The organism is Shouchella rhizosphaerae, assembly GCF_036700015.1.
In the GTDB taxonomy this organism is placed as follows: Bacteria; Bacillota; Bacilli; order Bacillales; family Bacillaceae_D; genus Shouchella; species Shouchella rhizosphaerae.
On record NZ_CP144921.1, the window covers coordinates 3289766 to 3315600 of the forward strand.

Annotated in this window: 29 protein-coding genes; 20 read left to right on the forward strand and 9 right to left on the reverse strand. The window is 44.1% G+C overall.

Annotation, left to right across the window (positions count from 1 at the left end; genetic code table 11):
• Nucleotides 1–306 precede the first annotated feature (306 nt).
• Together V5G21_RS16265 and V5G21_RS16270 are read right to left on the reverse strand one after the other, a co-directional pair.
• Nucleotides 307–570 carry a hypothetical protein gene (locus tag V5G21_RS16265; protein ID WP_244835581.1) on the reverse strand — a complete coding sequence of 88 codons (264 nt, stop codon included), beginning with the start codon at nt 568–570 and terminating at the stop codon, nt 307–309.
• Between the two features lie 78 nt (nt 571–648).
• Nucleotides 649–1956, reverse strand: a complete 1308-nt coding sequence (locus V5G21_RS16270) for an FAD-dependent oxidoreductase (protein ID WP_338464938.1) — start codon at nt 1954–1956, stop codon at nt 649–651.
• 147 nt (nt 1957–2103) lie between these two features.
• On the opposite strand from V5G21_RS16270, the gene V5G21_RS16275 reads away from it, so the two are divergent.
• From V5G21_RS16275 to V5G21_RS16290, 4 genes are all read left to right on the forward strand, one after another.
• The gene (locus V5G21_RS16275) at nt 2104–2718 is read left to right on the forward strand and encodes a TetR/AcrR family transcriptional regulator (RefSeq protein ID WP_248290847.1); all 615 of its coding nucleotides are present in this window, start codon (nt 2104–2106) and stop codon (nt 2716–2718) included.
• A 376-nt stretch (nt 2719–3094) separates the two neighbouring features.
• The gene (locus V5G21_RS16280) at nt 3095–3541 is read left to right on the forward strand and encodes an RrF2 family transcriptional regulator (protein ID WP_011246241.1); all 447 of its coding nucleotides are present in this window, start codon (nt 3095–3097) and stop codon (nt 3539–3541) included.
• 138 nt (nt 3542–3679) lie between these two features.
• The gene (locus tag V5G21_RS16285; RefSeq protein WP_248290851.1) at nt 3680–5104 is read left to right on the forward strand and encodes an MDR family MFS transporter; all 1425 of its coding nucleotides are present in this window, start codon (nt 3680–3682) and stop codon (nt 5102–5104) included.
• A gap of 23 nt (nt 5105–5127) precedes the next feature.
• The gene (locus tag V5G21_RS16290) at nt 5128–5559 is read left to right on the forward strand and encodes a hypothetical protein (RefSeq protein WP_035204341.1); all 432 of its coding nucleotides are present in this window, start codon (nt 5128–5130) and stop codon (nt 5557–5559) included.
• Nucleotides 5560–5695: 136 nt separating this feature from the next.
• Here the strand turns inward: V5G21_RS16290 and V5G21_RS16295 are convergent, their stop codons facing one another.
• Nucleotides 5696–6220: an adenylyl-sulfate kinase gene (locus V5G21_RS16295; RefSeq protein ID WP_269029480.1), complete on the reverse strand. Its 525-nt coding sequence runs from the start codon at nt 6218–6220 to the stop codon at nt 5696–5698.
• 453 nt (nt 6221–6673) lie between these two features.
• On the opposite strand from V5G21_RS16295, the gene V5G21_RS16300 reads away from it, so the two are divergent.
• From V5G21_RS16300 to V5G21_RS16315, 4 genes are all read left to right on the forward strand, one after another.
• Nucleotides 6674–7267, forward strand: coding sequence for a hypothetical protein (locus tag V5G21_RS16300; RefSeq protein WP_269029481.1), 594 nt, complete (start codon nt 6674–6676; stop codon nt 7265–7267).
• Between the two features lie 51 nt (nt 7268–7318).
• The gene (locus V5G21_RS16305; RefSeq protein WP_338464940.1) at nt 7319–8704 is read left to right on the forward strand and encodes a serine hydrolase domain-containing protein; all 1386 of its coding nucleotides are present in this window, start codon (nt 7319–7321) and stop codon (nt 8702–8704) included.
• 292 nt (nt 8705–8996) lie between these two features.
• Nucleotides 8997–9344, forward strand: a complete 348-nt coding sequence (locus V5G21_RS16310) for a winged helix-turn-helix transcriptional regulator (RefSeq protein WP_095255009.1) — start codon at nt 8997–8999, stop codon at nt 9342–9344.
• 380 nt (nt 9345–9724) lie between these two features.
• Nucleotides 9725–10060: a putative quinol monooxygenase gene (locus V5G21_RS16315; RefSeq protein ID WP_035204352.1), complete on the forward strand. Its 336-nt coding sequence runs from the start codon at nt 9725–9727 to the stop codon at nt 10058–10060.
• Between the two features lie 591 nt (nt 10061–10651).
• Here the strand turns inward: V5G21_RS16315 and V5G21_RS16320 are convergent.
• On the reverse strand, nt 10652–10987 hold the full coding sequence (locus tag V5G21_RS16320; protein ID WP_338464941.1) for a helix-turn-helix transcriptional regulator: 336 nt from the start codon (nt 10985–10987) through the stop codon (nt 10652–10654).
• Nucleotides 10988–11001: 14 nt separating this feature from the next.
• Nucleotides 11002–11502: an AraC family ligand binding domain-containing protein gene (locus tag V5G21_RS16325; RefSeq protein WP_338464942.1), complete on the reverse strand. Its 501-nt coding sequence runs from the start codon at nt 11500–11502 to the stop codon at nt 11002–11004.
• A gap of 120 nt (nt 11503–11622) precedes the next feature.
• On the opposite strand from V5G21_RS16325, the gene V5G21_RS16330 reads away from it, so the two are divergent.
• The 12 genes from V5G21_RS16330 to V5G21_RS16385 all read left to right on the forward strand — a co-directional run bounded on the left by V5G21_RS16330 (nt 11623) and on the right by V5G21_RS16385 (nt 22789).
• A complete protein-coding gene (locus V5G21_RS16330) occupies nt 11623–13677 on the forward strand; it encodes a beta-galactosidase (RefSeq protein ID WP_011246251.1) in 2055 nt (684 codons plus the stop codon).
• A gap of 251 nt (nt 13678–13928) precedes the next feature.
• Nucleotides 13929–15776: a BglG family transcription antiterminator gene (locus V5G21_RS16335; RefSeq protein WP_011246252.1), complete on the forward strand. Its 1848-nt coding sequence runs from the start codon at nt 13929–13931 to the stop codon at nt 15774–15776.
• 4 nt (nt 15777–15780) lie between these two features.
• Nucleotides 15781–16947 carry an amidohydrolase/deacetylase family metallohydrolase gene (locus tag V5G21_RS16340; protein ID WP_011246253.1) on the forward strand — a complete coding sequence of 389 codons (1167 nt, stop codon included), beginning with the start codon at nt 15781–15783 and terminating at the stop codon, nt 16945–16947.
• Entirely contained in the window at nt 16922–17239 is a 318-nt protein-coding gene (locus V5G21_RS16345) for a PRD domain-containing protein (protein WP_160162505.1), read from the forward strand. Before V5G21_RS16340 ends, V5G21_RS16345 begins: the two co-directional genes overlap by 26 nt.
• A gap of 21 nt (nt 17240–17260) precedes the next feature.
• Nucleotides 17261–17623, forward strand: a complete 363-nt coding sequence (locus V5G21_RS16350) for a glycine-rich SFCGS family protein (RefSeq protein WP_041823734.1) — start codon at nt 17261–17263, stop codon at nt 17621–17623.
• A 4-nt stretch (nt 17624–17627) separates the two neighbouring features.
• Complete coding sequence (locus tag V5G21_RS16355) at nt 17628–17981, forward strand: DUF4312 family protein (protein WP_035204366.1); 354 nt, start codon at nt 17628–17630, stop codon at nt 17979–17981.
• 14 nt (nt 17982–17995) lie between these two features.
• Complete coding sequence (locus V5G21_RS16360) at nt 17996–18781, forward strand: DUF4311 domain-containing protein (protein ID WP_035204369.1); 786 nt, start codon at nt 17996–17998, stop codon at nt 18779–18781.
• Nucleotides 18782–18818: 37 nt separating this feature from the next.
• Complete coding sequence (locus V5G21_RS16365) at nt 18819–19457, forward strand: DUF4310 family protein (protein WP_035204593.1); 639 nt, start codon at nt 18819–18821, stop codon at nt 19455–19457.
• Nucleotides 19458–19469: 12 nt separating this feature from the next.
• Entirely contained in the window at nt 19470–20582 is a 1113-nt protein-coding gene (locus tag V5G21_RS16370) for a DgaE family pyridoxal phosphate-dependent ammonia lyase (protein WP_095255013.1), read from the forward strand.
• Nucleotides 20579–21295, forward strand: coding sequence for a KDGP aldolase (locus V5G21_RS16375; RefSeq protein ID WP_338464943.1), 717 nt, complete (start codon nt 20579–20581; stop codon nt 21293–21295). Before V5G21_RS16370 ends, V5G21_RS16375 begins: the two co-directional genes overlap by 4 nt.
• A gap of 105 nt (nt 21296–21400) precedes the next feature.
• Nucleotides 21401–21544, forward strand: coding sequence for a hypothetical protein (locus tag V5G21_RS16380; protein WP_081427587.1), 144 nt, complete (start codon nt 21401–21403; stop codon nt 21542–21544).
• A gap of 258 nt (nt 21545–21802) precedes the next feature.
• Entirely contained in the window at nt 21803–22789 is a 987-nt protein-coding gene (locus tag V5G21_RS16385) for an aldo/keto reductase (protein WP_095294524.1), read from the forward strand.
• 366 nt (nt 22790–23155) lie between these two features.
• Here V5G21_RS16385 and V5G21_RS16390 read toward each other — a convergent pair whose 3' ends face one another.
• From V5G21_RS16390 to V5G21_RS16405, 4 genes are all read right to left on the reverse strand, one after another.
• Nucleotides 23156–23698 (reverse strand): dihydrofolate reductase family protein, encoded by a 543-nt coding sequence (locus V5G21_RS16390; RefSeq protein ID WP_035204377.1) that lies wholly within the window; start codon nt 23696–23698, stop codon nt 23156–23158.
• Nucleotides 23699–23718: 20 nt separating this feature from the next.
• Nucleotides 23719–24072: an MmcQ/YjbR family DNA-binding protein gene (locus V5G21_RS16395; protein ID WP_035204378.1), complete on the reverse strand. Its 354-nt coding sequence runs from the start codon at nt 24070–24072 to the stop codon at nt 23719–23721.
• The gene (locus V5G21_RS16400; protein WP_095294526.1) at nt 24059–24394 is read right to left on the reverse strand and encodes a VOC family protein; all 336 of its coding nucleotides are present in this window, start codon (nt 24392–24394) and stop codon (nt 24059–24061) included. Before V5G21_RS16400 ends, V5G21_RS16395 begins: the two co-directional genes overlap by 14 nt.
• Before the next feature lie 183 nt (nt 24395–24577).
• Nucleotides 24578–25381 carry a helix-turn-helix domain-containing protein gene (locus V5G21_RS16405; protein WP_212930296.1) on the reverse strand — a complete coding sequence of 268 codons (804 nt, stop codon included), beginning with the start codon at nt 25379–25381 and terminating at the stop codon, nt 24578–24580.
• Nucleotides 25382–25835 lie beyond the last annotated feature (454 nt).

Sequence of the window (25835 nt, forward strand, 5' to 3'; positions counted from 1 at the left end):
AATACATCGTCATTATATCCCTCAAGCTGGTGTGGTACGCTGGCATAAATCAATATTTTAACGGACAGAAAGCTCTAATCGTTTCCTCAAATCGTACCATAAAGTTTTCAGCACGTCCTAAATGAATTCACCATTAACACGGATGGTTTGTCCCGTAACCCGCTCTGTAGTTGAAACGGAGAAATGTATCAAAGTAACGGCAAGTTTTAAAAATGCTCCCCTTTAAGTAAGCAAGTTTAATAAATAAACCGGCTACTTGCAGAGGAGCATACCAGTTATCGTGGATGCCGAATTTTTTGGTGTCCTTTACAAGGGTTTTACCACATCATCTGAATCCGTGGAGTACGCCAGCTCTTTCTGTGCTTCCAGAGCGGCCAGTCTGTCCAAAAGGGCTGTCCGGATTTGGTCATAGGCGTCACTGCCCAACGCCATACGTAGCGGGCCCTCTCCCTGGTTGACTCGGCCAATAATCTGCTGCGCCATTTTATCCGGATCGCCGACACTGGGGCTGAACAAATTTCCGAACTGGGTTTGGATAATCTTCAGCGAAAGAAATACTTTGCGAAGCAAATATGAACCTCAAAAAGTCAGCCACCTGGCTCTGGAAGTCAGGTGGCCAAGGCTGGCGGTTCAATGGATTTTTCCTTTTCATACACTAGATTTCCTGTAGTAATTTTCCTGTAGTAATGCTTTTAATCCTGCCGTATTTATTACATTCCATGGAGTATTTAATTCTGGTTGAAAGAAGAAATCGGCATAGGCCAATTGTTCTAATGTGCATCCAGTTTGAATCGCAAGGGAGACCGTATTAATAGTAGCAGTCAAATCAACTTTAGACATGATTTGTCCTCCTAAAATCTCTAAAGTTGTTGGATCGTAAACCAGCTTGAACATAACGATCGTCTCCGGAGAAAACAAGGGCGTCTCTTGTTCCAAGTAAACAGATTTTATTTCAATGCCAAGCTTTTTTGCCGTTTTATCATTCAAACCAGTTGTAGCGAAATAATAATCGAAGATATGCGCACCTGAAGAGCCTTGTACACCAGGAAGCGGATGAATGGCTTCGAATAAATTTTTTACTGCATAATGTGCTTGACGGCGCGCGTTGGTTCCTAATGAAACATTCATCCGCATTTTACCGGGATTGTACCAAACCGTTGTTGCATCCCCAATGGCGAAAATATCGGGATCGCTTGTACGCATGTATTCATCTGTTTTAATTCTGCCATCCGGCCATAATTCCACTGCGCCTCGCAACCATTCCGTGTTGGGACGATTACCGGCAGACAAGATGACTAAGTCAGCTGAATAGGTGCCTTTTGTAGTTACAACCTCGATGACTCTATCATTTTCATCACCAACAAATTCGGTGATCGAGTTGCCTAGTGCCAATTCCACATCTCGATCTTTCATGTCTTTTTCAAGGACATCCGTAAATTCTTTATCTAAATAGGAGCTTAAAGGACGATTGTTGATGTCCATTAACGTAACCTTTTTCCCTGATTCGGCAAATAATGAAGCTGCTCCAGTCCCAATGTATCCTGCGCCAACAATAACAACGTTTTTAATATTTGGATCTGCAGCATGTTTTCTCATATTAAATAGATCTTGTCGACTGCTCATCGTACCGATGTTTTTTAAATGATGTCCAGGGACAGGAAGAATAAAGGGCTTTGCACCAGGACTTAAAATGATTTTGTCATAACCCTCCTTGCGCGTTTCCCCTGTCGCATGATCGAATATTTCCACTTGGTGTTTGCCAGGTTCTACTTTCGTTATTTCAGTGTTGCTGAAGATGGTTACTCCTTGTTGTTGAATGGATTCAAGATCCTTGGCCGAAGTGGAGGAGAAGTCTCCTTTGTCATACCATTGAACGTTTACTTCTGGACACATCATTCGTAATGCCTCAACTGCTTCAATACCTCCATGGGATGCTCCTAAAACAATAGTTTTCATTATTACCTCTCCTTTAAATACATTTCTGTATCTTATTTTATAATTAGGATACACTATTGTATCTTAAAAGGTCAATTAGATACATGTGTGAATCTTATTTATTTAAGATACAGTTTGGTGTATAATGAACGTACAAGGAGAGAAAGAATGATGACGGAACCAAATAAAAGCCGCCGCCGCGGCGACAAATTACAAAATGATATTTATGAAGCAACGTATCGCCTGCTGGAAACGGAAGGGTATAGTGCGATTAATTTTACGCGTATTGCTCGTGAGGCGAATACCAGTCGTTCAGTGGTTTATCGTTATTGGGATACCCCGTTTGATTTAGTGTTTGCCGCTGTCCGACAACGGATGCAACAAGCGGGAGGGAAATTCGAGAATCTTGATTTTGACAGGGGCAGTCTCCGCGATCATTTAGTATATGTTGGTCAACATTTTATTTTGGAGTCCAACAATGGACCGTTTAGATTGTTTAAAATGCTGTTTTCCGAAATGATTAACCAGCAGGAGCGAGAACGGACAGGCCAGATGTTGGCCGAAGCAACGGAATCCAATATTAAGATTATGGATGACGTTCTTCAACGGGCCATACAACGGGGGGAAATCACAAAATTCCCACCTAAAGCGACCAAACTCATTCTTTTTGAGCAAATTCGCTATACGTTTATGCTTGAAAATGGATTGGTGTCGCATCAAAAATTGGAAGAGATTGTTGATCATGTGGTGTTGCCGGCAATTTTATATTTTTCTAAACAGTGAATTCTCGTCTAGAGTACGAATGTAAAATTACCGGTATAAGAACAAAATAAATACAACAGGACGAGGTTACAGTCGATCGATCGGCGGCCTTGCTCTGCTTATCGGCAGGATAACTTAATTTAGTTGATGGTGCCTCAATTTGAGGTGAGACATGAAGCAACTTAGTATCAATTCAGTTTGAAGTTTTAGGTCTATGGTGTTGGGAATGATTACGATTGTCGACTCATGATGATCGTTCAGATTATCGTAACCGCAATTTTGCCACTCGGGTCAGGTGACAAGTGGGATAAAACAAGAGCCAACAACTGGCGTCGGTCGATGTCTGCTGTTACAATAGAATTACTGATTTTCAATGTAATGAGGTGACGTTAATTTAATGCCAACTGAAAAATACACGCCAACAGCAACGCCAAAATGGTTGGGCTATGCCCTTCAGTCACTCGTGTTCATGTCCGGCCAGCAAAAATCGCATTGTGCCAGCAATGAAATTGCTGAACATGTTTGCAGTGAAGCCACGTTAACGCGCCGCGTCCTGTCCCGACTGGTCAAGGCGGGAATCGTTGAGGCAAGAGAAGGGCGAGAGGGTGGCTATGCCCTTCGCAGAAAACCGGAGGATATCTCTTTTGCTGATGTATACCGGGCGATTCAGGTGGTCGATCCGCTTTATACGGGTTTGCTTGATACAACCACCAGCGGGCCTTTTGCCCAAGAAACCCGGGAAATGTTCACTACCGTGATTAATGAGTCGGAAAAACAGTTAATTCAGGTTTTAGAGCGGCATACAATAGCGGATTTGATCAAGAAAATCAACGAGGGAAATTAAAATAACTTTAAACCCAAAACTGTGATTGACAAACACACAGTTTGTGAATATAATGTAACTTGAGATATCTCAAGTTTTTTTACTTTAAACTGTGATTTTAAAAATCACAGTATGGAAGGGAGGATTCATTTGACTGACATGCAGGCTTTTTCCATACGAACGATTATCGGTCCTTTAATTGCCGTTGTCGTTGGCATGGTGATGGTCATACTGGACAGCACCATTGTCAATGTGGCTTTTCCAAAGTTTCAACAGGAGTTTGGGAGTACGTTGGCTGTCGTGCAGTGGACGTTCACCGGCTATACCCTGGCGTTGTCTGCTGTCATTCCACTTGCAGGCTGGATGACGGACAAATTCGGAGCTAAGCGTATTTTTTTAACAACCGTTGCGCTCTTTACCTTGGGATCCGTACTATGTGGAATGGCGCAAACCATTGAGCAATTGATTATTTTCCGGATTGTGCAAGGTATTGGCGGAGGCATGGTAACTCCGATTGGCATGGCGGTGATATACAGGCTGACGCCGTCCCATAAGATAGGGGAAGTAATGGGTGTGCTAGGTATCCCTATCCTGATTGCTCCTGCGCTCGGTCCTGTATTATCGGGTTGGCTTCTCGATTATGTATCTTGGCAATGGATTTTTCTCATTAATCTGCCGATTGGCATTATAGCCATTGCGTTAGGGATGAAATGGTTGCCAGCCTTTCCGCAGGGTGAAGTGCCAAAGCTCGATACACTTGGCATGATACTGGCTCCGTTGGCTTTCTCCATGCTGGCTTTTGGAGTAGGCGAAGGGGCCGTAGACTGGACGTCCACCCGCACTGTGGTTGCCCTTACTTTCGGAGCCGCGGCATTGGTCGGATTGATTGTAACAGAGCTGCGGCACAGGCAGCCTTTGCTTGAATTGCGTGTGTTCAAATCTTCTGATTTCACACGAAGTATTCTGCTTTTATGGCTTGTGCAAATTGCATTGTTTGGCGTGATGGTCCTGTTTCCGGTATATCTCCAGACTGTTCGGGGATATTCGCCGCTTGATACGGGATTGATCATGCTTGCTCAAGCGGTCGGTTCGATCCTTTTCACGCCTGTTGGGGGGCGTATGTATGACAAGGTGGGTGCCCGTCCGCTGGCGCTGATCGGTTTAACCGCCGTATCGGCTGCGCTTTTCTGGCTATCGCACGTTTCACCGGAGGCTGGGCTGACAATGCTCTTGCTACCCTTGTTTATGATTGGTTCCGGCATGGGGCTAATTATGATGGCGCTAAATACTCACGTCCTCAATTCCGCTCCGCGTGATCTCGTCGGAAGAGTTACTTCACTCACTACAGCAGCGCAGCATGTAATAACATCTTTCGCGGTAGCGGGGCTTACGGGATTTCTAGCCTATCGAATGAATGAGATGACTATGAATGTGGAGTTACAAAGTATTGCCGCAGCTTACAGTGATACGTTTCTATTGACTGCAATATTGGCAGCCATAGGTATCGTTCTCAGTCTTACACTGCGGAAGCCACAGCTTCTTGATTCAGCCGTTCCGACACAAGGACATGATACCAATAAGTGAATAAAAGAGAGGAGTTGCTTGTCATGCAGACAACGACACAACAACAGATAGCCAGTTCCGCTAAGATAGGTAGAACATTAATTGCGGGTTCTTCGGCAGGAGTGATTTCAGCCATTGTATCTAATCTGCTGGCCTGGGGAATTATCGCGGCCAATGATTTTCAATTCGAAATGTTGAATGGGTTTTCGATTACATTATCCGCATTTTTCGCTAATGTAATAGGGGCATTCATTTACCGTTTTTGGCAAAAGAGATCGTCCAGGGCAGTAATATACTATGCAATCTTGAGTTTGGCAATGGCTGTACTGATGACCATCAACACGGCCTCAAATCCGATGGAGCCTCATATTGGAACCGTGGCCAATCCCTTGCATTTTGCAGTCGCGTTATTATCGTTGGTGTTAATCCCAAAATTCATGCAGCGCACTGCCGCGGCAGTGCCGCCAAAAGGTTAGCAGCCGGGCCGTGTGACGACCGAAAAAAAACCTCATTCAGAACAATTCGCAAGGTCATAGATGCTTTCTACTTTGTAGGGAGCTTTTTTTATGTAATGGGTTTTTTGTCTCCACTACGATGTTTGTCAGATCATCTCTAGGTTAATAACTGTTTGATTTTTGCTATTTTTTCTTCTGCTTCAAGAGTGCCATCCATTATATAATCCGCATGTTTGCTAACGATCTCTTCATGCGTAATAAATAGCGGTCTTGCTTCTTCTAAATAACATTTTGCCCATTTTAAAATGTCATTCCCAGAGGAATTCGCAAAATCTCTCAGTAGATATCTTGCAAAGGTGATATCCAAGGGGGTTTTTATATAAATGACTTTATCTATGTACATACCCATTTGTTTGTTTTCATAACCGATTGGATAATCGAGAAAAATATAATCATATTTATCTTGTGCTTCCTTCAAGTCGTTTATCATCCTATCTAATCTATAAGCATTAAAATAATCAGCTGGTTTGTTTAGAATGTTTTTCATATCGGGGGCATTTTCGAATTCATAATGATCAAAGTAAAAAGCACATGCGCTCGGAAATTCCTTTACTAACTGATTAACCAAAGTCGTCTTTCCTCCAGCAGTTACTCCACTAATAGCAATAACTTTAGCACTCATTTATTCAACTCCATTCGGGATTATTTCAATGTTTAAAGGCAATATGAGCTAAATCTAATTAGGTACCAGCATATACCTAAGGCTCGTTTTCTGTTCATCATTCACCTCTCCATCCAAAATGGTAAGCTATATTGCACTTAATGTCACTTGCTAGACTTCCTATCTTTTTCTACCAAACCATACTAAATAAAGCTTGCGCCTACAGTTACTGTAGGTATTACAATCAGGATAAAAGGAGGCAGTCAAATGGATGAAACCTATTCAATTGGTCAATGTTCGAAACTGACGGGCATCCCAGTGAGAACGCTCCATTAATATGAAGAGTTAGGTCTTTTAAACCCACTTAGACAGGCAAACGGGCATCGGGTATATCAGATCGAGGACATGGTAGAATTACAGAAAATATTGAGTTTGAAGGCGCTTGGCTTTAGTCTAACCCAAATAGGTGAACTGTTGAAACTTCCAAAATTTGATCAATCTCTGGTTGAGACGTTGAGGTTGCAACAGCAAGCGTTGGAAGTAAAGCTTGTAAAGATAAAACAATCTCTTGAACTGATAAGCCGTATGATGGCAATCGTTCAGTCTGAGGATCAATTGGAGCATCCGCTATTGTTCAGTCTGATTCGCAATATGAACCAAGAAGATATGCAGCGAGAGTGGGTGGCGAACCATCTATCCGAGTATACAGCACAAACGCTATTTGATCGGTCAGCGGAAGCGATAAAGAAAATGGATGCGGAAACGGTGCGCTTCTCCCGAGATGTGAAACGATTATCGCATGGTCCGAGCAATTCACAGGAAGCTGAGACCGTGATCGGTGCATACGTGAACTGGGCAATGACTTACATTGATCAGAAGGCAATCGACAATTTGAGAAACTTGGATGAGGAACAGCTTACCCAACTTGACCAATTAGTGGAGATGCCATTAAATGAAAAGGAGACAGCATGGTTGGATAAGGCATTGGAACATTATTTTTCTAAATATATGTTGACTGAGCAAGGCGAGCTAACAGCGAGTGCTCCTATTATTACCCGAGAATCATGAAAGTTTCGTAGAATGGGATCTTCACTCACAATTAAACGGAGGTGCAAAATAGTGAAAAAAGAAAAGGTGGAACAACAATTCAAGGCATTATTCGAAGACGTCAAACAGCAAGGAAGTTTCAATGGTGTTGTTCTTGTAGCTGTTGGTGGGGAAGCAGTGTTATGTGAAGCGATGGGAATAGCAGAATACAAAAGCGGGGGCGCACGCGATTTAACAACGGACTCCATGTTTGAACTCGCTTCTGTATCCAAACCGATTACGGCTGTAGGTATTATCCGTTTGCAGCAACTGGGGCAATTGCACTGGGATGATCTGATCGCTAATTGGATTCCCGAACTGCCGTATCCAGGGATTACGATACGGCATCTGTTAAACCATACATCAGGCTTGCCTGATTACATGGAGTTATTTGCAAACGTGTGGGATCCTACGCGTTATGCTCGCAATGAGGATGTGTTGCAAATGCTGATTAAGCATCAGCCTGATCCGTTATTCGCTCCTAATGACAGTTGGATGTACAGCAACACGGGCTACATTGTGCTAGCTATCCTAATTGAGCGGATTAGTGGCAAGCGTTATGGCGACTTTTTGGACGAGCAGATCTTTCAACCACTTGGAATGACGCGAACGCAAGTGTATAATCGCCGGGTGGATCCAGGTCCTGTACCCGATGATTATGCTTGGGGATACGTCTATCGGATTGGGCATGGCGGATATGTCCTGCCTGATGAAGTGCCTGAACTAAATTACGTACACTATTTAGACGGCTTGCAAGGGGATGGAATGGTCAACAGTACAGTGGGCGATTTGTTGCGACTGGATCGAGCCTTGTATGATGATGAGTTTGTTCGTCCAATGCTGCGTCAACTGATGTTTTCGCCAGTGACGATGAATAATGGCGAGACATTCAATTATGGGATGGGTTGGCTGATCGAGCGTGACGAGCAGCTGGGGCGTTTCGTCCACCATACCGGGGGATGGCCGGGCTACTCTACATGGTTTAAACGTTATATCGATCGTGATATGACATTGATTATGCTACAAAACGGAGAGCGCGACCATGCTTATACGCAGCAACTAGTGAAGAGCATCGAACAGATTATGGTTGGAGAAGAATACGATGTACCGAGGCCTTTGGAGACAAAGAAAGTGATTCCGCTTGACCAAAAGAATGTGGAAACGCTGCTTGGGAAGTACAGATTTGCCAGCGAGACGGAAGAGTCCCTTGACGTAGAAGTATACGTAGAGGAGGATAAGCTCTATATGAAGTTGGACAATGGAATGCGGTTGTCATTGCTGCCCCTGACATCGACCCGTTATTATGAAGAACAGACGGCGACCGAGCTTGAGTTTCTTGACAGTGAAGATGGCAAGGGCATGCGTCTGTTCTGGTATACAGAGGATGAGCCAGAAGTGGCTGAACGGGTCGGCTGTTGACACACTACGCTTTGTGAAAGAAATGACCATCAATGCTGCCGATTCCGAGCAATGATAGTCCGTTTTGGTAATTTTAATTACCATTCCTGAAGCAAGTGATCCATGTTAATTTATCAATAGAAAGGAGTGTATGGACTAAATTTTCAAGTCTTAATAACCTTGATTGGAAAGAGAGTCAGCAAACTTCTTCACAGGATGAGGCACAGAGAGATAAAATTACTTCTGATCGTTAATAAATTATTGAAAAATGAGGATAAAAATGGATATTGACAACAGGAGGTGTTATTTCAAAATGAAAACTTATTACTGTGGCTTAGAGGTTACTTTAGATGTAATTGGAGGAAAGTGGAAGGCTCTTGTTTTATATTATTTGATAAAAGGCCCAAAGCGGACGAGTGAGTTAAAGAGACTGATACCAACTATTACTCAAAAAATGCTAATTCAAACGCTTAGAGAATTAGAAATGAGTGGGCTCATACTTAGAAAAATGTATAATCAAGTACCTCCGAAAGTCGAGTATTCAACTACTGAACTTGGTCAATCTCTTGAATCTATTTTGGAAGCACTTTGCAATTGGGGTGGGATTTATGCAGAGAGCTCATTCGCCCAAGATGAATTCGAAATTTTGCATATGGATTAAACGTATAACGCTGTACGAATGTCCCCACGCCTTTCTTTCAACAAATGAAAGGCGTGGGGACATTCTAGTCTTTATCTGAATTAACATTCATAAATCCAAAGCCTAGGCTAATTTACAATAACCAATAATAACATTGTAGGATTTCTGGAGTGGATAAAGGTATTGAGCGAAGTGGCTCACCATAGTCCCAAAAATTTAGTTTTCATTTTTAATCAAGGAATGCGCGTGTATGACTACAATGAAAAACACAATTATTACTTTTTGGTTACTATATAACTAAAAAGTGTGTACTTTTCAATTTGACACGTTTGATTCATAATGACTCTTGTGCGATATAGGGAAGGAATGAGGTTTCAAAAACATGTTAAAGGGGTGTGCCTATGTCCACAAATCAAGTTATTCTAAATATCCGTTTCAAAATAAAACCAGGTAAGAAAGAAATTTTTCGCGACAGTCTCTTTGCCATGATTAACAATTTCAGAAACGAACCTACCTTCGTAACGGCCATCGTCTCCGATGATATCGATAATTCGAATGATCTTGTTATTTATGAAATCTGGCAAGGTACAAGAGATCGTTGGATACAGGAAGAATTTCCAAAGCCTTATCGCAAAGAATACGAAGAAGCTCTTACTAGTTTAATTGATGACAGAATTGTTAGCTGGCTTGAGCCTATCGGTGAATGGGGAAGCCAATTGACAAATGTTACTCGTTAAGTAAGACGTGATAATCCTAGTGGGGGCTTGATAAGCTCCCACTACCATTTTTATTTTTTGGTTGAAACAGCGGTTTTCTTGCCGCTGTTTTACGACGATCTGTTTGGAGAGTCGTTTGGATTAAGTCCTTGAATCCGCTAAAGATAACGTTCCACTGAGCTGTGTTGGGCAAGAGAGGCATGATCGTCCTTGCCTCGGAGAAAAGCAGTACATCAGTAATCTGCTAGCGTCAGATTTTAATTTATAAGCAGGAGAAAGAGTATGCTCATAGTAAACTGGCTTGAACACATTAGTGAATGGGAAGGCCACTTAACCAATGTACCCGTTAAACTAACGTCGAGGAAATATGGTAGAAAACCACTATCATTCAGGTAGAGAAGGCGGAAGAACGACTGAAAACTAATTAATTGATCTTATTATGAAAAAAACTGATTTCAAAAGCAAAATATGATCTTCACCAGATCTATAAAGGTAAAAAGATTTCGTTACTTCTACAACCATTCTTGTCACCTTAAAAGGAAGGTAGTCACAATCTCGATTTTGAGTTGCAAGGGAATAGGAGTCGTAAGAAGAGTGCTGGCAGCCCCCCCACTAATCCAACTCCCTATTTTTCCCCGGCTTTGCGGCATACAATTTCCGGTACGTCTCTGGCGTCATCCCTTCTTTCTGCCGGAACGTGGCGACGAAGTGGCTCGCATCGCGAAAGCCGACCGCTTCTCCGATGCGGCGAACGGTCCAGTCGGGACGGGAAGGAAGCCATTCTTTTGCTTTGCGGAGCCTTAATTGGATCAAGTAAGCGTATGCGGTCTGGCCGAATAGATCGCGAAAGCGTTCGTTCAGCTGCCGTTTCCCGATGCCGAGCTGCGCCGCCATCTCCGCCAATCCGATTTCTGGGTTGGCGTATTCTTGTTCGAGCCAGTGAAGCAAGTCTTGGACTCGGTTTAGTCGTTTGGAGATAGGCGCCGTTTATCGGTGCGGGCTTCTGTGCGAAGCAACGTTAGGAAGCGGTATAAGTCGGCGGAGTAGCGCCATCCCGACGGATCGCCGCCAGATTCGGCAAAGGCAAGCAAGCTCTTCATTTGGCCGGTGATTGGATCGTGGCTCGCTCCCCACTGAAAGTGTTCAATGATGCTCCAACCGAGTGATTGGACGATGTTCCCAGCCGTGCTCCCGTGAAACGTAATGTAGCCGGTTTGCCAGCTGTCGCTTCTTGGCTTGTAGTGGTGGGGTGTGCCTGGCGCGAGGAGAATGCCTGATCGTTCTGGCATGTTCCAGGTGCGCCCGTTCATTGACAGTTCGCCTTCTCCTGCCAGCGTTTGAAGCCAATGGTAATATGGGTACCCGTGTGGCCTTGTTACCGGTTCTTGGTCATATTGAATGCCGATTGTCTCTAGCTGCAAGGGCAACAGCTCCGATGGGGTGGCAGGGACAGCTCGACGCATCTTACATACCTCCATATTCTTATATCCATGTACATCAATTTTATATTGGATCTAGTGATTACAACACATATGATTAAACTATTAAATGCAGTTTTATCATATATGGTGAGGTGTGGCAAGATGATTAATGCGAAAAAACCGAAGATTTGGTACGGCGGTGATTACAATCCTGACCAATGGGATTCATCGATTTGGGATGAAGATTTACGCATGTTTAAACTGGCGGGAATCGACGTGGTGACGCTCAATGTGTTTGCTTGGGCAAAAAACCAACCGGATGAGAATACATATGACTTCGGCTGGCTTGATACGATGATGGATAAGCTGCATGAAGACGGGATTGGCGTCTGCCTTGCGACGAGCACGGCCGCCCATCCGGCTTGGATGGCGCGCAAGTACCCTGATGTGCTCCAAGTCGACTTTTACGGGCGCAAACGAAAGTTTGGCGGACGTCATAATTCTTGTCCGAACAGCCCGACTTACCGCAAGTATGCAGTTCGCATGGCAGAAAAGCTTGCCGAGCGTTATAAAGATCATCCGGCTTTGCTTATTTGGCATATTAACAACGAGTATGGCGGGGCAGGCAATTGTTACTGCGACAATTGTGAAACCGCTTTCCGGGAATGGGCGAAGGCGCGTTACGGTTCCCTTGATGAAGTGAATCGAGCATGGAATACCGGATTTTGGGGGCACACGTTCCATAGTTGGGAAGACATCGTTTTGCCTAGCGGACTGAGCGAGGAGTGGACAGGTGCGAACGGGCGGACGGAGACGAATTTCCAAGGAATCTCCCTCGACTATATGCGCTTCCATTCCGACAGTTTGCTCGAATGTTACAAGCTGGAATACGAAGCAGTCAAAAAGCATACGCCGTCCATTCCTGTCACGACGAATCTGATGGGCGCCTTTAAAAAACTGGACTACCATAAATGGGCAAAGCATATGGATGTCGTATCATGGGACAATTATCCACGGTTCGATACGCCTCACAGTTACACGGGGATGATGCACGACTTGATGCGCGGTTTGAAGCACGGACAGCCGTTCATGCTGATGGAACAGACGCCAAGCCAGCAAAATTGGCAGCCGTACAACTCGCTTAAACGTCCTGGTGTCATGAGGCTATGGAGTTACCAAGCAGCGGCGCGGGGAGCTGATACGATTCTGTTTTTCCAGCTTCGCCGGTCAATTGGCGCCTGCGAGAAATATCACGGTGCCGTGATCGAGCATGTCGGCCATGAGCATACGCGCGTCTTTCGAGAATGTGCCGCGCTCGGGCAGGAACTCGGCCAGCTTGGCGATACGCTTCTCGATGCTAACGTTCAGGCGAAAGTCGCATTGCTGTTTGATTGGGAGAACTGGTGGGCGGTCGAAATGTCCAGCGGCCCGTCGATCGATCTTCGCTATGTGGACGAAGTGCATAAATATTATGATGCCCTTTACCGTTTAGGCATCTCGGTAGACGTCGTCGGCGTCGATGCCGATTTCAGTAGGTATGATCTTGTCATTGCCCCAGTGATGTATATGGTGAAAGCAGGTATAGCTGACAAGCTAGAAAAATATGTACATGGCGGCGGCTCCCTCATCACAACCTTCTTCAGTGGCATCGTCGATGAAAATGATCTTGTCAAAACAGGCGGATATCCTGGCGAACTTCGGAAACTGCTTGGCATATGGGCGGAGGAAATTGACGCCTTGCTTCCGAGTCAACGTAACCGAATTGTCCTCTCAGATCAAGCTCCCGGATTAAAATCGGAATACGAGTGCGGCATTCTTTGCGACTTGATTCATTCAGAAGGAGCCGAGGTCAAAGCGGTGTACGGCAACGATTTTTACCGGGGCATGCCGGTTCTGACTGTGAACAAATTTGGGGCAGGCCAAGCCTGGTATGTGGCGACAAGCCCGGAAGCGTCGTTCCTGCAAGATTGGTTGTCTCAGCTATGCTCTTCCATTGGCATTCATCCTCTTATTAACGATATGCCGGTAGGAGTGGAGACGACGCTTCGTTCAAAGGAAGGTCAATCGTATCTCTTCGTACTTAATCATAACGAGAACCCTGTCAACATCAAGCTTGGCGAACGTGCTGGCGTTGAGCTGCTGAGCGGCCGCACGCTAGATGGTGAACAAGAGGAGCTTGCAGGCCGTGATGTATGGATTATTAAACAGAAACCATAATTTCTAGTGTGTAAACCTCTTGTGCTCTAGCATTGCAGGATAAGGAACAAGCATTAAAAGAAAGAATGGGAGTAGAGATCAAGTCTGATCGCTGCTCCCATTTTTTGGCCATTTTTTCTGCAATTGCTCCAATATTCAAGGGATTTCACTAAGGATGGGGAAGTAATTTTGTCTGTCCGATCTAGGTAAATGTACTTATAATTGATCTATAATCGATTATGAATCACGACTACTAGTAGAGTGGTGAAATCATGCTAAGCGCAAGGGAATTTCATTTAACAAATAAGCTGTTGAATACGAAAGCTCCGATTAGAATCAAAGATTTGTCAATCGAGTTTGGGGTGAGCACAAGAGCGATTAAGTATGACCTTGAAAATGTTCGCAAATGGTTTAAGTTGCAGGGGAAGACGGTGAATTCCCAGACAAGCAAGGGGATTTGGCTTCAATGCAGTGATCGGGAGCGGACTGAATTAAGGGGGATTTTGACACAATTTAAGCGATCGCAAATTTACCCCGATCAAACGATGCGTGTCAGAAGGATTATTCTGTCCCTATTATGGACGAATGATTATAAAACCGCTGCTCAATTATCGGAGATGCTAGCGGTCAGCAGAAACACGATTTTAAGCGATTTGAATCATGTAGACGAGTTTTTAACGTCATGGAATATTGAGTTGGAGCGGAAGCAAAGAACAGGGTATCGCCTTCATGGCAATGAACTTCAGCTGCGGCTGATGCTTGAGCATATTATTTACAACAGCTTAGATGATTATCAAATCTATAAGCTAACGACTCGAATTACGAAAAAAGAGCGGCAAATCGAGATTGGCACGATATTGGAAGAGCCATTAAAACCTATTTATGAAATGGCTGAAAATCATATGAGCGCGTTCTATTCGCCATCCTTGGCATCTTTGTTGCGGCTCTCTGATTTGTTGAAATTCCTACTGCGGCTCACGTTTTCGGTGAAAAGATTAACGATGGGGCGTGCTATTCATAGCTATCGGATGTTGCAGCCTTCTCATGATCAAGATGAACTCTCCTTGTTTCTGGTGAACGTTATGGAGAAAGTCTACACAGATATGCAGTTGCCGTTGCTCGAGGAAGAATACGCGTATGTAGCCGGAATCATGGAAAAAGAATCTGAACAAATCGATGTAGTCGATATCACAGAGAAGATGATCCAGTATGTAAGCGAACAAGAAAGAATTGACTATAAAAAAGACCCTAAACTTTATAGCAATCTGCTCTCTCATTTGTCACTGAGGCTTCAAAATGGCTCATTTTATTTAAATGAAATGAACCCAATGGAGGACGAAGTGAAAAGAAACCATGCGTCTCTTTTTCAAAGCGTCAAGGAATCTTGTCGAAAGTATGTGAAACAACACACATTGATAGCCCAAGATTCTTTTATCTCTTTTATTGTTCTGCACTTCCTCGTTTCCTATGAAAATACATTTAAACGAAAAAAGAAAGTAAAAGTTTTATATGTATGTTCAACAGGAAGAGGGGTTGCCCGGTTAATCAAAAATCGGGTAGAAAAAGAAATTCCTGCCGTCGATATTGTCTGTTATTGTTCCTTGCTTGAAGTGGAAGAGATTTGTCAGGCTGAAGAGGTGGATTTGATTATCAGCGTTTTTCCTGTTGAAGCCGCCGTTCCTGTTGTCGTTGTCGAGCCGCTGCCTGCAAAAAGAGATATTGAAGAAATTCGCAAACAAGTACGAGCGATGATCGGTTCAGACGACGAGCAGACGAACGAGCTGTTGGAGAACAATGAGTTTACGATCAGTGAAGATAGTGAGAACCTCAGCCAGGAAATTATTTTAAAAGGCTTTGAAGCTGCTCATGCATTATTGGAAGCCTTTCCAATTAAATCAGAAGAACGATGGAAAAATGCGTTTATGATGCACGTCTTTTTAATGGTTCACCGCTATTACTTTGATAAGCAATATGACCAGTACCTCTATGCAAATAATCAAATGCTAGACAGCGACGAGGAAATGTTCCATAGCGTGCAGCAAATTTTACAGGATAAAGATTTACATGTTCATGAAGCTGAGGTTATTACTCTTTTACAGTACTTGAAAAAATGGAAGTGATTATATGATTCAAGGCATTATTATCCAGAACGGCTTCGTGATTGACCCGGAAACTTTAACGATTAGCAAAAAAGAGATTGGCATCGTCAATGGTGTTTTTACGGCAGTAGAAGATGTGATACAGGCAGGTGGAGAGGTTCAGTATATCGATGCAACCAATCATTATGTTGCACCAGGTTTTATCGACTTGCATGCCCATGTGTTTGAAGATTATACCGAGCTGGGCATTGAGCCCGATTTAGTAGGGATCGATCAGGGAGTCACAACAATCGTGGATGCTGGCAGTGCGGGGTACGAGAACTATCCAATTTTTAAGGAAACCGTGATCGAGAAAAGCAAGACAGAAATATTGGCCTTTTTAAACCTGTCACGAAAGGGCTTATGTAATGGCCTATCTGAGCTTGCCAAATTAGATGAGTTAATGACGCTAAAAGAAGCAAACGAAATTTTCCAACAAGAGCAGAGCCTTGTAGGCATAAAAGCGCGTATGAGCGGTTCTGTTGTGAAAAACAGTGGAATCAAGCCATTAGTCCATGCCAGACAGTTGGCAGACCGGCTTGGCAAGCCAATTATGGTCCATATCGGGAATCCACCGCCGCCTTTACAGGAGATTTTTCCCCTTCTTAAACAGGGGGATATTGTCACGCATGCTTTTCATGGAAAGAAGCATGGAATTTTAACTGAGTCAGGAGACATGATTCCGGAAGCAAGAAGTGCGATTGAAAGAGGCGTCCGCTTCGATGTGGGGCATGGCACTTCGAGCTTTAGCTATAAAACAATGAAACGATTTAAGGACAACTATGATCTTCCATTTACGATAAGCACAGATATTTATAAAAACAACTATGCAACTCCAGTAGGCAGCCTGATGGTGACGATGACCAAGCTTCTTGCACTAGGGTACCGATTGACAGATGTGGTTGCCGCTGTAACAAAAAGAGCAGCCGACACGCTTCACTTAACAGAGCAAGGAACATTTCGCCTTGGGACCATAGCAGATGTGACGATATTCGGCCTTAAAGAAGAAGGGATGTCTACACTTATTGATTCAGAAGGTGAACAACTGAGCTATCATCAAGTGCTTACCCCGTATATAACCGTTAAGACTGGAAAGGTGGCATACACGAAGGAAAATGGAAGGGAAAGTGCAAGAATTATACCGCAAGAGTGAAAACTACGAACTGTGCGTGGAAGTGATGCAATTTACAGAAAACCTATTAAGGCAAGAGCATATTCAGACGACAGACGCGCAGAAGCTATCGTTATTGTCCCATCTTTCAGCGATGGTCTACCGTTCCACGCATAAGGAACGGATCGAGCCTATCGATAAACATCTATTTCAGGAAGTATCCAAGCAATCAATCGAAATGGCAGAAAAAGTGTGCAACAGATTGACGGATTTGCATGAGGATGAGAAATACTTGCTTTCTATCCATTTTGAAACAGCTAAAATGAAGGATTAATCATTGGAGGGGGAATGTAAAATGAGTCAAGTTGTTGTGGTTATCGGGGATCGCTTAGGTAAAGGACATCATGTAGCAAAAGGCGTTGAAGCTGCTGGTGGGAAGGCGATTGTCATTTCCGGTGTTGGCGCGGACATGCGTCTTGGTGATGTTATGGATACAGAGAATGCTGATATCGGTATTTCATTCTGTGGAAGCGGTGGAGCAGGTGCCATCACTGCACAAACAAAATACGGCTACCCAGCACATTATGGCATGCGTTCTGTTGATGAAGGCATCACAGCCATTAATGAAGGAAAAAAAGTACTCGGTTTTGGTTTTATGGATACAGAAGAGCTTGGCAAGAGAATTACGGAAGCCTATTTAAAGAAAGTGCAAGGGTAACATGATGGAGAAGATGGTCCAGCACACCGTTCTAGTAAGCGGCAAAGGAAAGTCTAAGGAGCTTGCCATTAACACGGCGCTCGGGAAAATCCAGAGAAAAGTGATGGATGAGTATAAAGCGATGATTATCCGGATTGAACCTGTAAGCATCCATGTCAATGAAGCGATTGAGCATACGTACACGGAGCGCTTTTTGCTCTTTTTCTTCCCGAGAAAAAGAAGCGAGTATACGGTCAAGTTAGAAGTGGATGTAAAGATTACACTGCTGAAAGTAGAGGAGATTCCTTTTAAAAAAATCGAGTCGCCTGATGGGATTGTAAATCATATTTTCCGCAATAGACAAGTAGCGGATAAATAGCGGAGGAGAAACATATGGAGATGATAGAGGTAGCAATAAAATCAATCATTATTGGTGCTTTTGTCGGTGTTGGTGTCGGTGCTGGGGCCGCCCGGATGTTCCATGCACCAAAAGCACAAGGAATGGGGGCATTCCGGACACTTGGGGAGCTAAATGCTTGCGCGGGAGATGCGGCGTCCCACTTTTCATTCGGATTAGGCTTCTTCTTTAATGCGTGGGCGTCCTCTGTCGGGGCAGGTGCCTTCACACAGGATGTGGACCACCGTATTATTCCTAACTGGGCGGCAGCGGTATTAATGCGCAAAGGCAAGCGCCCAGAAGATACGCTACATAATCCGAAAAAAATGGCGATTTCAGGCGGCATTATTGGGATTATCGTCGTTGCCTTTTTGAACTTGACAGCTTCTGCGATTCCGGAATCATTGCAAGCGATTGCCGTCCACGTCCTTGTGCCGGCAGCAAATTTGTTAATCGATCCGATTATGCCCGTCATTTTCTGGTTGGCCGCATTAGACGCTGGCAAGCGCTCTGGTTTCTGGGGGACGATTTTCGGTGGTGCTGCCCATTTGATTATGGGGAATGCCGTGCCAGGTGTGGTGCTTGGCATATTAATCGGCAAGGGAGTCGATGATAGCGGTTGGACGAAAGTAACGAAGACATTGCTTATTTCAGTTATTGTTCTCTTTATTTTAAGCGCATTTTTCCGTGGCTTCGATATTCAGTTATTGGAGAGCATGAACATGGCTCCACCAGAATGGCTTTTAGACTTTCATAAACTGTTAGGATTAGAGGTGAAGTAAGGTGACAACGCAATCAGAGTCTCTCGCTGAAAAAGATATGTATAAAACGTTTTGGTATGCGGACTGGTCCTTTCCCATTTTTGTCGCCCTTCTTTCGTCAGGCATTTTTGCCGGAACGCATATGTACTATGTGTATAAAATTGGCGCTTTTAATGATGTCGCAATTGTCGCTATGTTGGAAGCTGGGATTCAAGGAGCAGGCTATGGGGCAGCTGCCGCTTTTGGCGCGAGCTTTTTATTCGCCCGCGTGTTAGAAGGGGCGCTTGTAGGGATATTAGACATTGGCGGATCCTTGCAAACCGGTCTTGGCATAGGTGTGCCGGCAATCCTGCTAGCGTCGGGTATCACAGCCCCAATTGAAAATTTTATCCTTTCCTTGCTAACAGGCGCTGTGTTAGGGGCACTCGTTGGCTATGCCATTTTAGCGATTCGCAAATTAACAGTCGGGCAATCCAATTCCACGTTTGGTGCTGATATTATGATGGGCGCCGGAAATACATCGGGCCGCTTTCTCGGACCGTTAATCGTCCTTTCTGCAGCAAGTGCCTCGATCCCAATCGGAATTGGTTCAACCATTGGTGCGGCGATTTTCTATATATGGAAAAAGCCAGTAGCAGGCGGAGCGATTTTAGGCGCCATGATTTTTGGCGCAATATTTCCAATCTCTTTAGAATAGGATGAGTGAGCGATGAGTTTTTTTGCACAGTTGGGTCTTCGTAAAGTCATTAACGCAAGTGGGAAAATGACGGCTCTAGGTGCGTCTGCAGTCAGTGATGAAGTTGCAGATGCGCTAAAGCGTGCCGCGCAAGATTATGTCGATATCGATGAAATGATGGAATTCGCCGGCAGTGTGATCGCCGAATACACAGGCGCGGAAGACGGCTGCCCTACATGCGGCGCAGCCGCAGGAATTGCCATCGCCACAGCTTCGGTGATAACCGGAAAAAATCTTTCATTAATCGAAAGAATGCCGGACTCCGAAGGGCTCAGAAATGAAGTGATTATTCAAAAAGGCCAGCAAGTTCATTTTGGGGCCAGCATTGCGCAAATGGTTCGAATCGGTGGCGGGAAACCGATCGAGGTTGGCAATGCGAATAAGGTCGAGCCAGATCATATCGAACAGGCGATTACAGAGAAAACAGCCGCACTTCTTTATATAAAATCCCATCATGCTGTTCAAAAAGGCACGCAGTCGCTTGAAACAATGATGAGGATTGCGAAGGAACACCAGTTACCATTCATTGTTGATGCAGCGGCAGAAGAAGATTTTCAAGCATATATCCGAATGGGCGCAGATATCGTTATTTACAGTGGTGGAAAAGCATTGGAAGGTCCCACTTCTGGTTTGATTTGCGGGAAAAAGAAATGGATGGAAGCATGCCGCATGCAATATAAAGGAGTTGGCCGACCAATGAAAGTTGGGAAAGAAGGGGTTGCCGGGCTTATTGCTGCTTTAAAACAATATCCGTCTAAGGAAGACAATGGCGATGAACAGATTGAACGTATGACAAAGCTGACCGAGGCTTTGGCAGATGCGAAAGGATTGCATTGTTCGATCAAACAAGACGAGGCGGGAAGAGCCATTTACCGTGCGCAAATTCAAGTCGATGCCAACAAAGCAGGCATGACAGCTGCAGAGCTTCTCCACCGGCTTGAATCAGGCAACCCAGCCATCTTTTTACGGCATCATTATGTAAATGTGGGAATATTATCGGTTGATCCCCGTCCTTTACTGAAAGGACAAGAAGACATCATTGCAAGTGAAATCAAACGGATACTGAAAGAGGGGCAGTCCTCATGAACGAAAAAGTCATTTTCAACGTATTGGCCAAAGATGTAGAAAACGCAAAAGAGCTAGTGGAAGTAGCAGGGGACCGTGTGCTCATAGGCGTAATGGTCAAACATTTTCCATCAGCCAAAGAAGCAATTGAACAGGTGGCATTGTATAAAAACAACGATATTCCTGTCTCAGTAGGACTAGGAGCTGGCGACCCTGCAATGTGGAAAATGGTTGCTGATGTTTCCGCCAAGACGGTGCCAAACCATATCAATCAAGTCTTTCCAGCAGCCGGCTATACACGTGGGCGGATGAGCGAGCTAAAGGCGTCGACTACACTCGTCAATGCACTCATCGAACCATCTGGGACAGCTGGTGAAGTCTATATTTCTACTGGTCCAAGCAGTTCTAACTTTAAAGAAAACGTTTCCTGTGAACTGGCTGCGGCCATACTTGCTGAAATTGGCGTAAATTCTGTCAAGTTTTATCCGATCGATGGTGAAAAACGTCTTGACGAAGTCGCGGCAATGGTCAAGGCGGCTGTCAATGCCGGTTTAACAATCTTTGAGCCAACAGGGGGAATTGATGTGGACAATGTCGAGCGCATCGTTCAAGTCTGTCTTGACAACGGGGCAAAAACGGTGATTCCTCATTTGTATACATCACTGATTGACCAAGAGACCGGCAAAACAGAAGTGGAGAAAATCAAGCAGTTAATTAGTATGAAATGGAAGTAAAAGGATGAAAAAAGACGGCGCATATGCAGTCATTTTTGATATGGACGGTGTGATTGTCGACAGTGAGCCTGTTTATTGCAGTTACATGATCAACGTAATCTAAAAATGTCAAAGAAGCTTGATCAAACCATACAGTTTAATCAAGATCAGACATTCTTTGTCTTTGTCGGTACATTTCCCGTCATTCTTGAACCAAGTATCCCTACATTATTAGAAAAAGAGGGATATAGAGTAGAACGAATTTTATAATCTATGTGGACGTTATACGTGTTAAATTTTCATCTACAATCCGTTTCATGTCATTAATAAGAAACCGGTCTAAGTGGCATGATTTGGCTGACATGGTTCAAACCAATTTCATAAGTTCCTTGTCTTTCAAGATTGATCATCTTGAAAGGGTTAGCCCTTCCTATGCTTGTTAAGGAAGAAATATCCTACTTATGGGAGGTTTAAACCTTAAGATGAACGGTAAAAGATGCATATGAATGAAACGGAGGAGAATGAGACATGAAGCACATAAAAGAATTACTGACCCAAAAAATAGGACTTGGAACAGCACCGCTTGGCAATATGTTTCGTGAAGTGCTAGAAGAAGAAGCCCAAGCGACGATCGAAGCAGCCTGGAATGCAGGCATTCGTTATTATGACACAGCACCATTTTATGGGGCAGGTCTTGCAGAGCTTCGTTTAGGGAAGTTTCTCTCTAAGCAAAATCGAGATGACTATGTTTTAAGTACAAAGGTCGGTCGCGTCATTGAAGACGAAACGGAGGAAAAAGAAGGCCTCTTTACGAATGGTCGAACCAATAAAATGACAACAGACTACTCTGCAGAGGCTACGCACACCTCCATAGATCAAAGCATGGAAAGACTTCAGACCAATCGTCTGGACTTTGTGTTTGTACACGATCTGTCACCTGATTTTCATGGGGACGAATGGATCGCCAAATTTGAAGAAGCGCGAACAGGTGCCTTCCTTGTACTTGATGACTTAAAGAAACAAGGTGTCATAAAAGGATGGGGCCTTGGTGTAAACACAACAATCCCAATTGAGCTTGCCCTTCAACTTGAAGAAGTGCATCCAACTATTAGTTTGCAAGCAACCCAATACACCCTTCTTGATCATGAAGACACACTGCGCAGAATGATGCCTGAAGTCGAGCAATCGAATTCAGCCATCGTTGTAGGTGCACCGTATAGCTCAGGTGCCCTACTTGGGGGAGATCACTATAACTACGGTGAGATCCCACGAGACGTTCAAACGAAAATCAACAAAGTCACAGAAGTAGCAGAGTCTCACGGCGTCAGCCTAAAAGCAGCAGCGCTACAGTTTTCAACAGCGCATCCAGCGGTAGCTGCGGTCATTCCTGGATCAACGAGATCCGATCGCATTAAGGAAGACCTCGAAGCCTTACGAGAGAAAATCCCAGAAGCGTTCTGGCAGGAATTAATTGAAAAACAACTCATCTCAGCGGTCGCGCCATTGCCGTTGTAAAGGAAAGAGACATCCAGTGTTTGTGCTGGATGTCTTTTTATCTGAAAGGAACGATTCAAAACCTAACAAAAAAGGAAGGCGCGTTGCTCATGGATAAAATCTGAAGACAGGCATTAGTCGCTACAAGCTGTTTTCTTCCCGCTTGTGAATAAGTTTTCGCGCTGTGCAAGAAGGAATGGTATCTTATTTCCAGATAATCTTACGAACGGCAATTGAACGAGCACATGCTGCAAGAATCTAATTCACGTTCGTGGAGTGAATTTTAAATTACATTTACTAATTGTGCGGACAGGGGTGTCTCCGTCTGCGTGAGGGAGTGGATTGAAATGTCGTCAACCCGCATCATTTCATAAAAGCTAGGATACGTTACCTCACAACCCGGTATCGCAGGTGAGTTTCACTCGCAAAGGCCGATGTTTCTATTCGCTCCAACTTAATACGCTCTCCGAGCCCACCAAACAATGAAATGCCTTCACCCAATAGCAGAGGCACTATATCTAGTACAATTTCATCCACTAGACCGAGTTTAAGACATTGTCTGGAGATGCTTCCTCCCAAAAGAGCGACATTTTTATTGCCAGCGCTTTCTTTTGCAGCCTCAACAGCTTGCTTAATATCGTTAACGACGAAACGGTACGTAATACCATCTTTTTCAACTGGTTCATGGGCTTCGTGCGTCATCAGATATATTGGGACTTTCAACATGCCGCCGTACGGTATCTCCCCTTCTTCAATTGTGTTCGATTTATTGGCGCCACCAACTATGGCACCTATTTCCTCCATAACTTTATTGACTACTGCATAATCTTGTTCCACAGCTTCAAAATCAAACATCCAATCGATACCACCGTCTTTGTCAGCCATAAATCCATCAAGTGTTGTTGTGGCGTGAATTATCACTTTTGCCATTATTGTGTCTCCTTTATCGTTCATTTTCTTCCTTGTATTGCTGCATAGTAAGCCTTCACTACTTTTTTAGGAGACACGAGACTCCATGCTAGCATAAGGAAATCGCGGAATTCTCCAGAGTCTACGCGATCCATGCGAACGATCATGAAAGCCAGATTGCTAAAACTGTCTGGTATGCGATAAATCTCGGGCGCCATTGTCGTGTAAGCCAGTAGGTCGTCCTTTGTCGTTTTGATGACCAGTGACACACCGTCCAATTGGATCACTGCAAAAATTTTGTTTCGTACACGAAAGGAAGGCTTTCCCCAATGCTCTACTTCTTCCGTTTCCGGTAAAGATAGCGCCAATTGCCGAACCTGGTCAATAGTAACCATGGCCTTCTCTCCCAGTAAAGGTCGCTATATACCAATGGTTACCGAAAGGATCTTCCACTCCTCCACTGCGTTCTCCATAGGGCATATCCGCAGGCTCGTACAGTGATGTCGCACCAGCAGCTATTGCTCGTGAATAACAAGCATCTGCATCCTCAACAAACACATGAATCGCATTCGTTCTCGGCGGGAACTTCTCATTCCCTTCAGACAATTCAACGATCGTGTCGCCAATTCGTATTTCTGCATGAGTGATGGCTCCACCTTCACTTGTTCCCCGGTTTAACTCTTCTGCTTCAAACACCTTTTTCAGAAACGCAATCAACTGATTTGCATCTCTTACTATAGATAACCCTGTGGTGCGATTTTGTTAGCCACTTATGCAGCCCTCCTTCATTTCGAAAAAACCTTCTTCAAAAGCCTGGACAACCTTGATTCCATGAATGTATACACCTTGTTATATTTATTATAGCCTGTAACCATGAGGCTTTATTGTAAATTTTTGACCTTATGTGAAAATCGCAGCGTGATTATAATGCCTTCCTGATATGGGCTTATATTCGCTTGGATTAAGCCCGGAGAATGATTGGAAATCTTTAATGAAATGTGCTTGATCGTAATAACTGCATTCCAAGGCAATGTCAGTCCATGAACGAGTTTCCCCGAAATGAAGATTGCGCAGTACTTCCTGAAACCGATAAATGCGATTTAATCGCTTTGGCGTCATGCCCACTTCTTCCTTGAATAGTTGATTGAATTTTCGATGACTGATGCCGACTTGTTCAATGATTTCGCCTATTCGATTCCCATGAAGGTTGTTCAGCACATATTGTACTGCCGGATGCCTTTCTAAATCCCTTATCGCAAGCGATAGCAATCTTCGTTCAAGAATCTGGAACATCTTTTCTGGTACTAAGGAATCTAGCAGTTCATCACGAAGTCCACTAATTCTGGATCCCCATAATGCATGTAACGGAAGATGTGTATTATGAATCTCATCAAGTCGTTCTTTCAGGAACGGGTGGATGCCGCCCGGTTTGAAATGAATGCCGATCACCCTTGACGCACATGTCGAATTGATCACAAAATATTCCGAATGCGGGCCGCAGACAATGGCATGGCCAAAAACCAACTCGCGATTGTGGCGATCAAACAGTCGAATCACATCCTCCCCAAGATCGATAATCATTTCCACAGAACCGTCTGGCAAAGTCAGTTCCCTCGGATGAGAAGGATTGTAAGCTTCCATATACCAAAAGTAATCGACAAACATAGATAAAGGCATTTGCGGAATGTAAGTCCGAATCAGCATATGACCACACACTTTGGCTAATTTTAGGGATAAACATTTAAATTTATCATGCTCTTCATGAGTCTATTTCTACCAATATTTAATCCAATAGTGCCGTTTTCAATTAATTGTAGCTTGAAGCAGCGTGGTCCAAAAGATGAAAAATTAAACCATAGAGCTCAAGAACCGGTAGAACGGGATTTCCCATTCGGCACGTCTCCCTCTGTATGAGGGAGTGGATTGAAATCACTTGCACCCATTATAAAACTGCTGTTCTCTTTTGTCTCCCTCTGTATGTGAGAATGGATTGAAATATATTGGGCGAGGGATATGCAACGTACATTTGGATAGGTCACACTTAGTGTGGACGAGACACTAGGAAAAAATCTATTGTGATGGCATTCATCTGAATGAGGATCTTGGATGCAACCCACTTACTATCAAAGAAGCACGTGAACTGGCACTTACTGCTTAA

Coding starts and splice junctions, on each gene's coding strand:
- V5G21_RS16270 (WP_338464938.1), bottom strand. CDS start 1,956: ATGAAAACTATTGTTTTAGGAGCATCCCATGGAGGTATTGAAGCAGTT.
- V5G21_RS16275 (WP_248290847.1), top strand. CDS start 2,104: ATGATGACGGAACCAAATAAAAGCCGCCGCCGCGGCGACAAATTACAA.
- V5G21_RS16280 (WP_011246241.1), top strand. CDS start 3,095: ATGCCAACTGAAAAATACACGCCAACAGCAACGCCAAAATGGTTGGGC.
- V5G21_RS16285 (WP_248290851.1), top strand. CDS start 3,680: ATGCAGGCTTTTTCCATACGAACGATTATCGGTCCTTTAATTGCCGTT.
- V5G21_RS16290 (WP_035204341.1), top strand. CDS start 5,128: ATGCAGACAACGACACAACAACAGATAGCCAGTTCCGCTAAGATAGGT.
- V5G21_RS16295 (WP_269029480.1), bottom strand. CDS start 6,220: ATGAGTGCTAAAGTTATTGCTATTAGTGGAGTAACTGCTGGAGGAAAG.
- V5G21_RS16310 (WP_095255009.1), top strand. CDS start 8,997: ATGAAAACTTATTACTGTGGCTTAGAGGTTACTTTAGATGTAATTGGA.
- V5G21_RS16315 (WP_035204352.1), top strand. CDS start 9,725: ATGTCCACAAATCAAGTTATTCTAAATATCCGTTTCAAAATAAAACCA.
- V5G21_RS16325 (WP_338464942.1), bottom strand. CDS start 11,502: ATGCGTCGAGCTGTCCCTGCCACCCCATCGGAGCTGTTGCCCTTGCAG.
- V5G21_RS16330 (WP_011246251.1), top strand. CDS start 11,623: ATGATTAATGCGAAAAAACCGAAGATTTGGTACGGCGGTGATTACAAT.
- V5G21_RS16335 (WP_011246252.1), top strand. CDS start 13,929: ATGCTAAGCGCAAGGGAATTTCATTTAACAAATAAGCTGTTGAATACG.
- V5G21_RS16340 (WP_011246253.1), top strand. CDS start 15,781: ATGATTCAAGGCATTATTATCCAGAACGGCTTCGTGATTGACCCGGAA.
- V5G21_RS16350 (WP_041823734.1), top strand. CDS start 17,261: ATGAGTCAAGTTGTTGTGGTTATCGGGGATCGCTTAGGTAAAGGACAT.
- V5G21_RS16355 (WP_035204366.1), top strand. CDS start 17,628: ATGGAGAAGATGGTCCAGCACACCGTTCTAGTAAGCGGCAAAGGAAAG.
- V5G21_RS16360 (WP_035204369.1), top strand. CDS start 17,996: ATGGAGATGATAGAGGTAGCAATAAAATCAATCATTATTGGTGCTTTT.
- V5G21_RS16365 (WP_035204593.1), top strand. CDS start 18,819: ATGTATAAAACGTTTTGGTATGCGGACTGGTCCTTTCCCATTTTTGTC.
- V5G21_RS16370 (WP_095255013.1), top strand. CDS start 19,470: ATGAGTTTTTTTGCACAGTTGGGTCTTCGTAAAGTCATTAACGCAAGT.
- V5G21_RS16375 (WP_338464943.1), top strand. CDS start 20,579: ATGAACGAAAAAGTCATTTTCAACGTATTGGCCAAAGATGTAGAAAAC.
- V5G21_RS16380 (WP_081427587.1), top strand. CDS start 21,401: ATGTCAAAGAAGCTTGATCAAACCATACAGTTTAATCAAGATCAGACA.
- V5G21_RS16385 (WP_095294524.1), top strand. CDS start 21,803: ATGAAGCACATAAAAGAATTACTGACCCAAAAAATAGGACTTGGAACA.
- V5G21_RS16390 (WP_035204377.1), bottom strand. CDS start 23,698: ATGGCAAAAGTGATAATTCACGCCACAACAACACTTGATGGATTTATG.
- V5G21_RS16395 (WP_035204378.1), bottom strand. CDS start 24,072: ATGGTTACTATTGACCAGGTTCGGCAATTGGCGCTATCTTTACCGGAA.
- V5G21_RS16405 (WP_212930296.1), bottom strand. CDS start 25,381: ATGCTGATTCGGACTTACATTCCGCAAATGCCTTTATCTATGTTTGTC.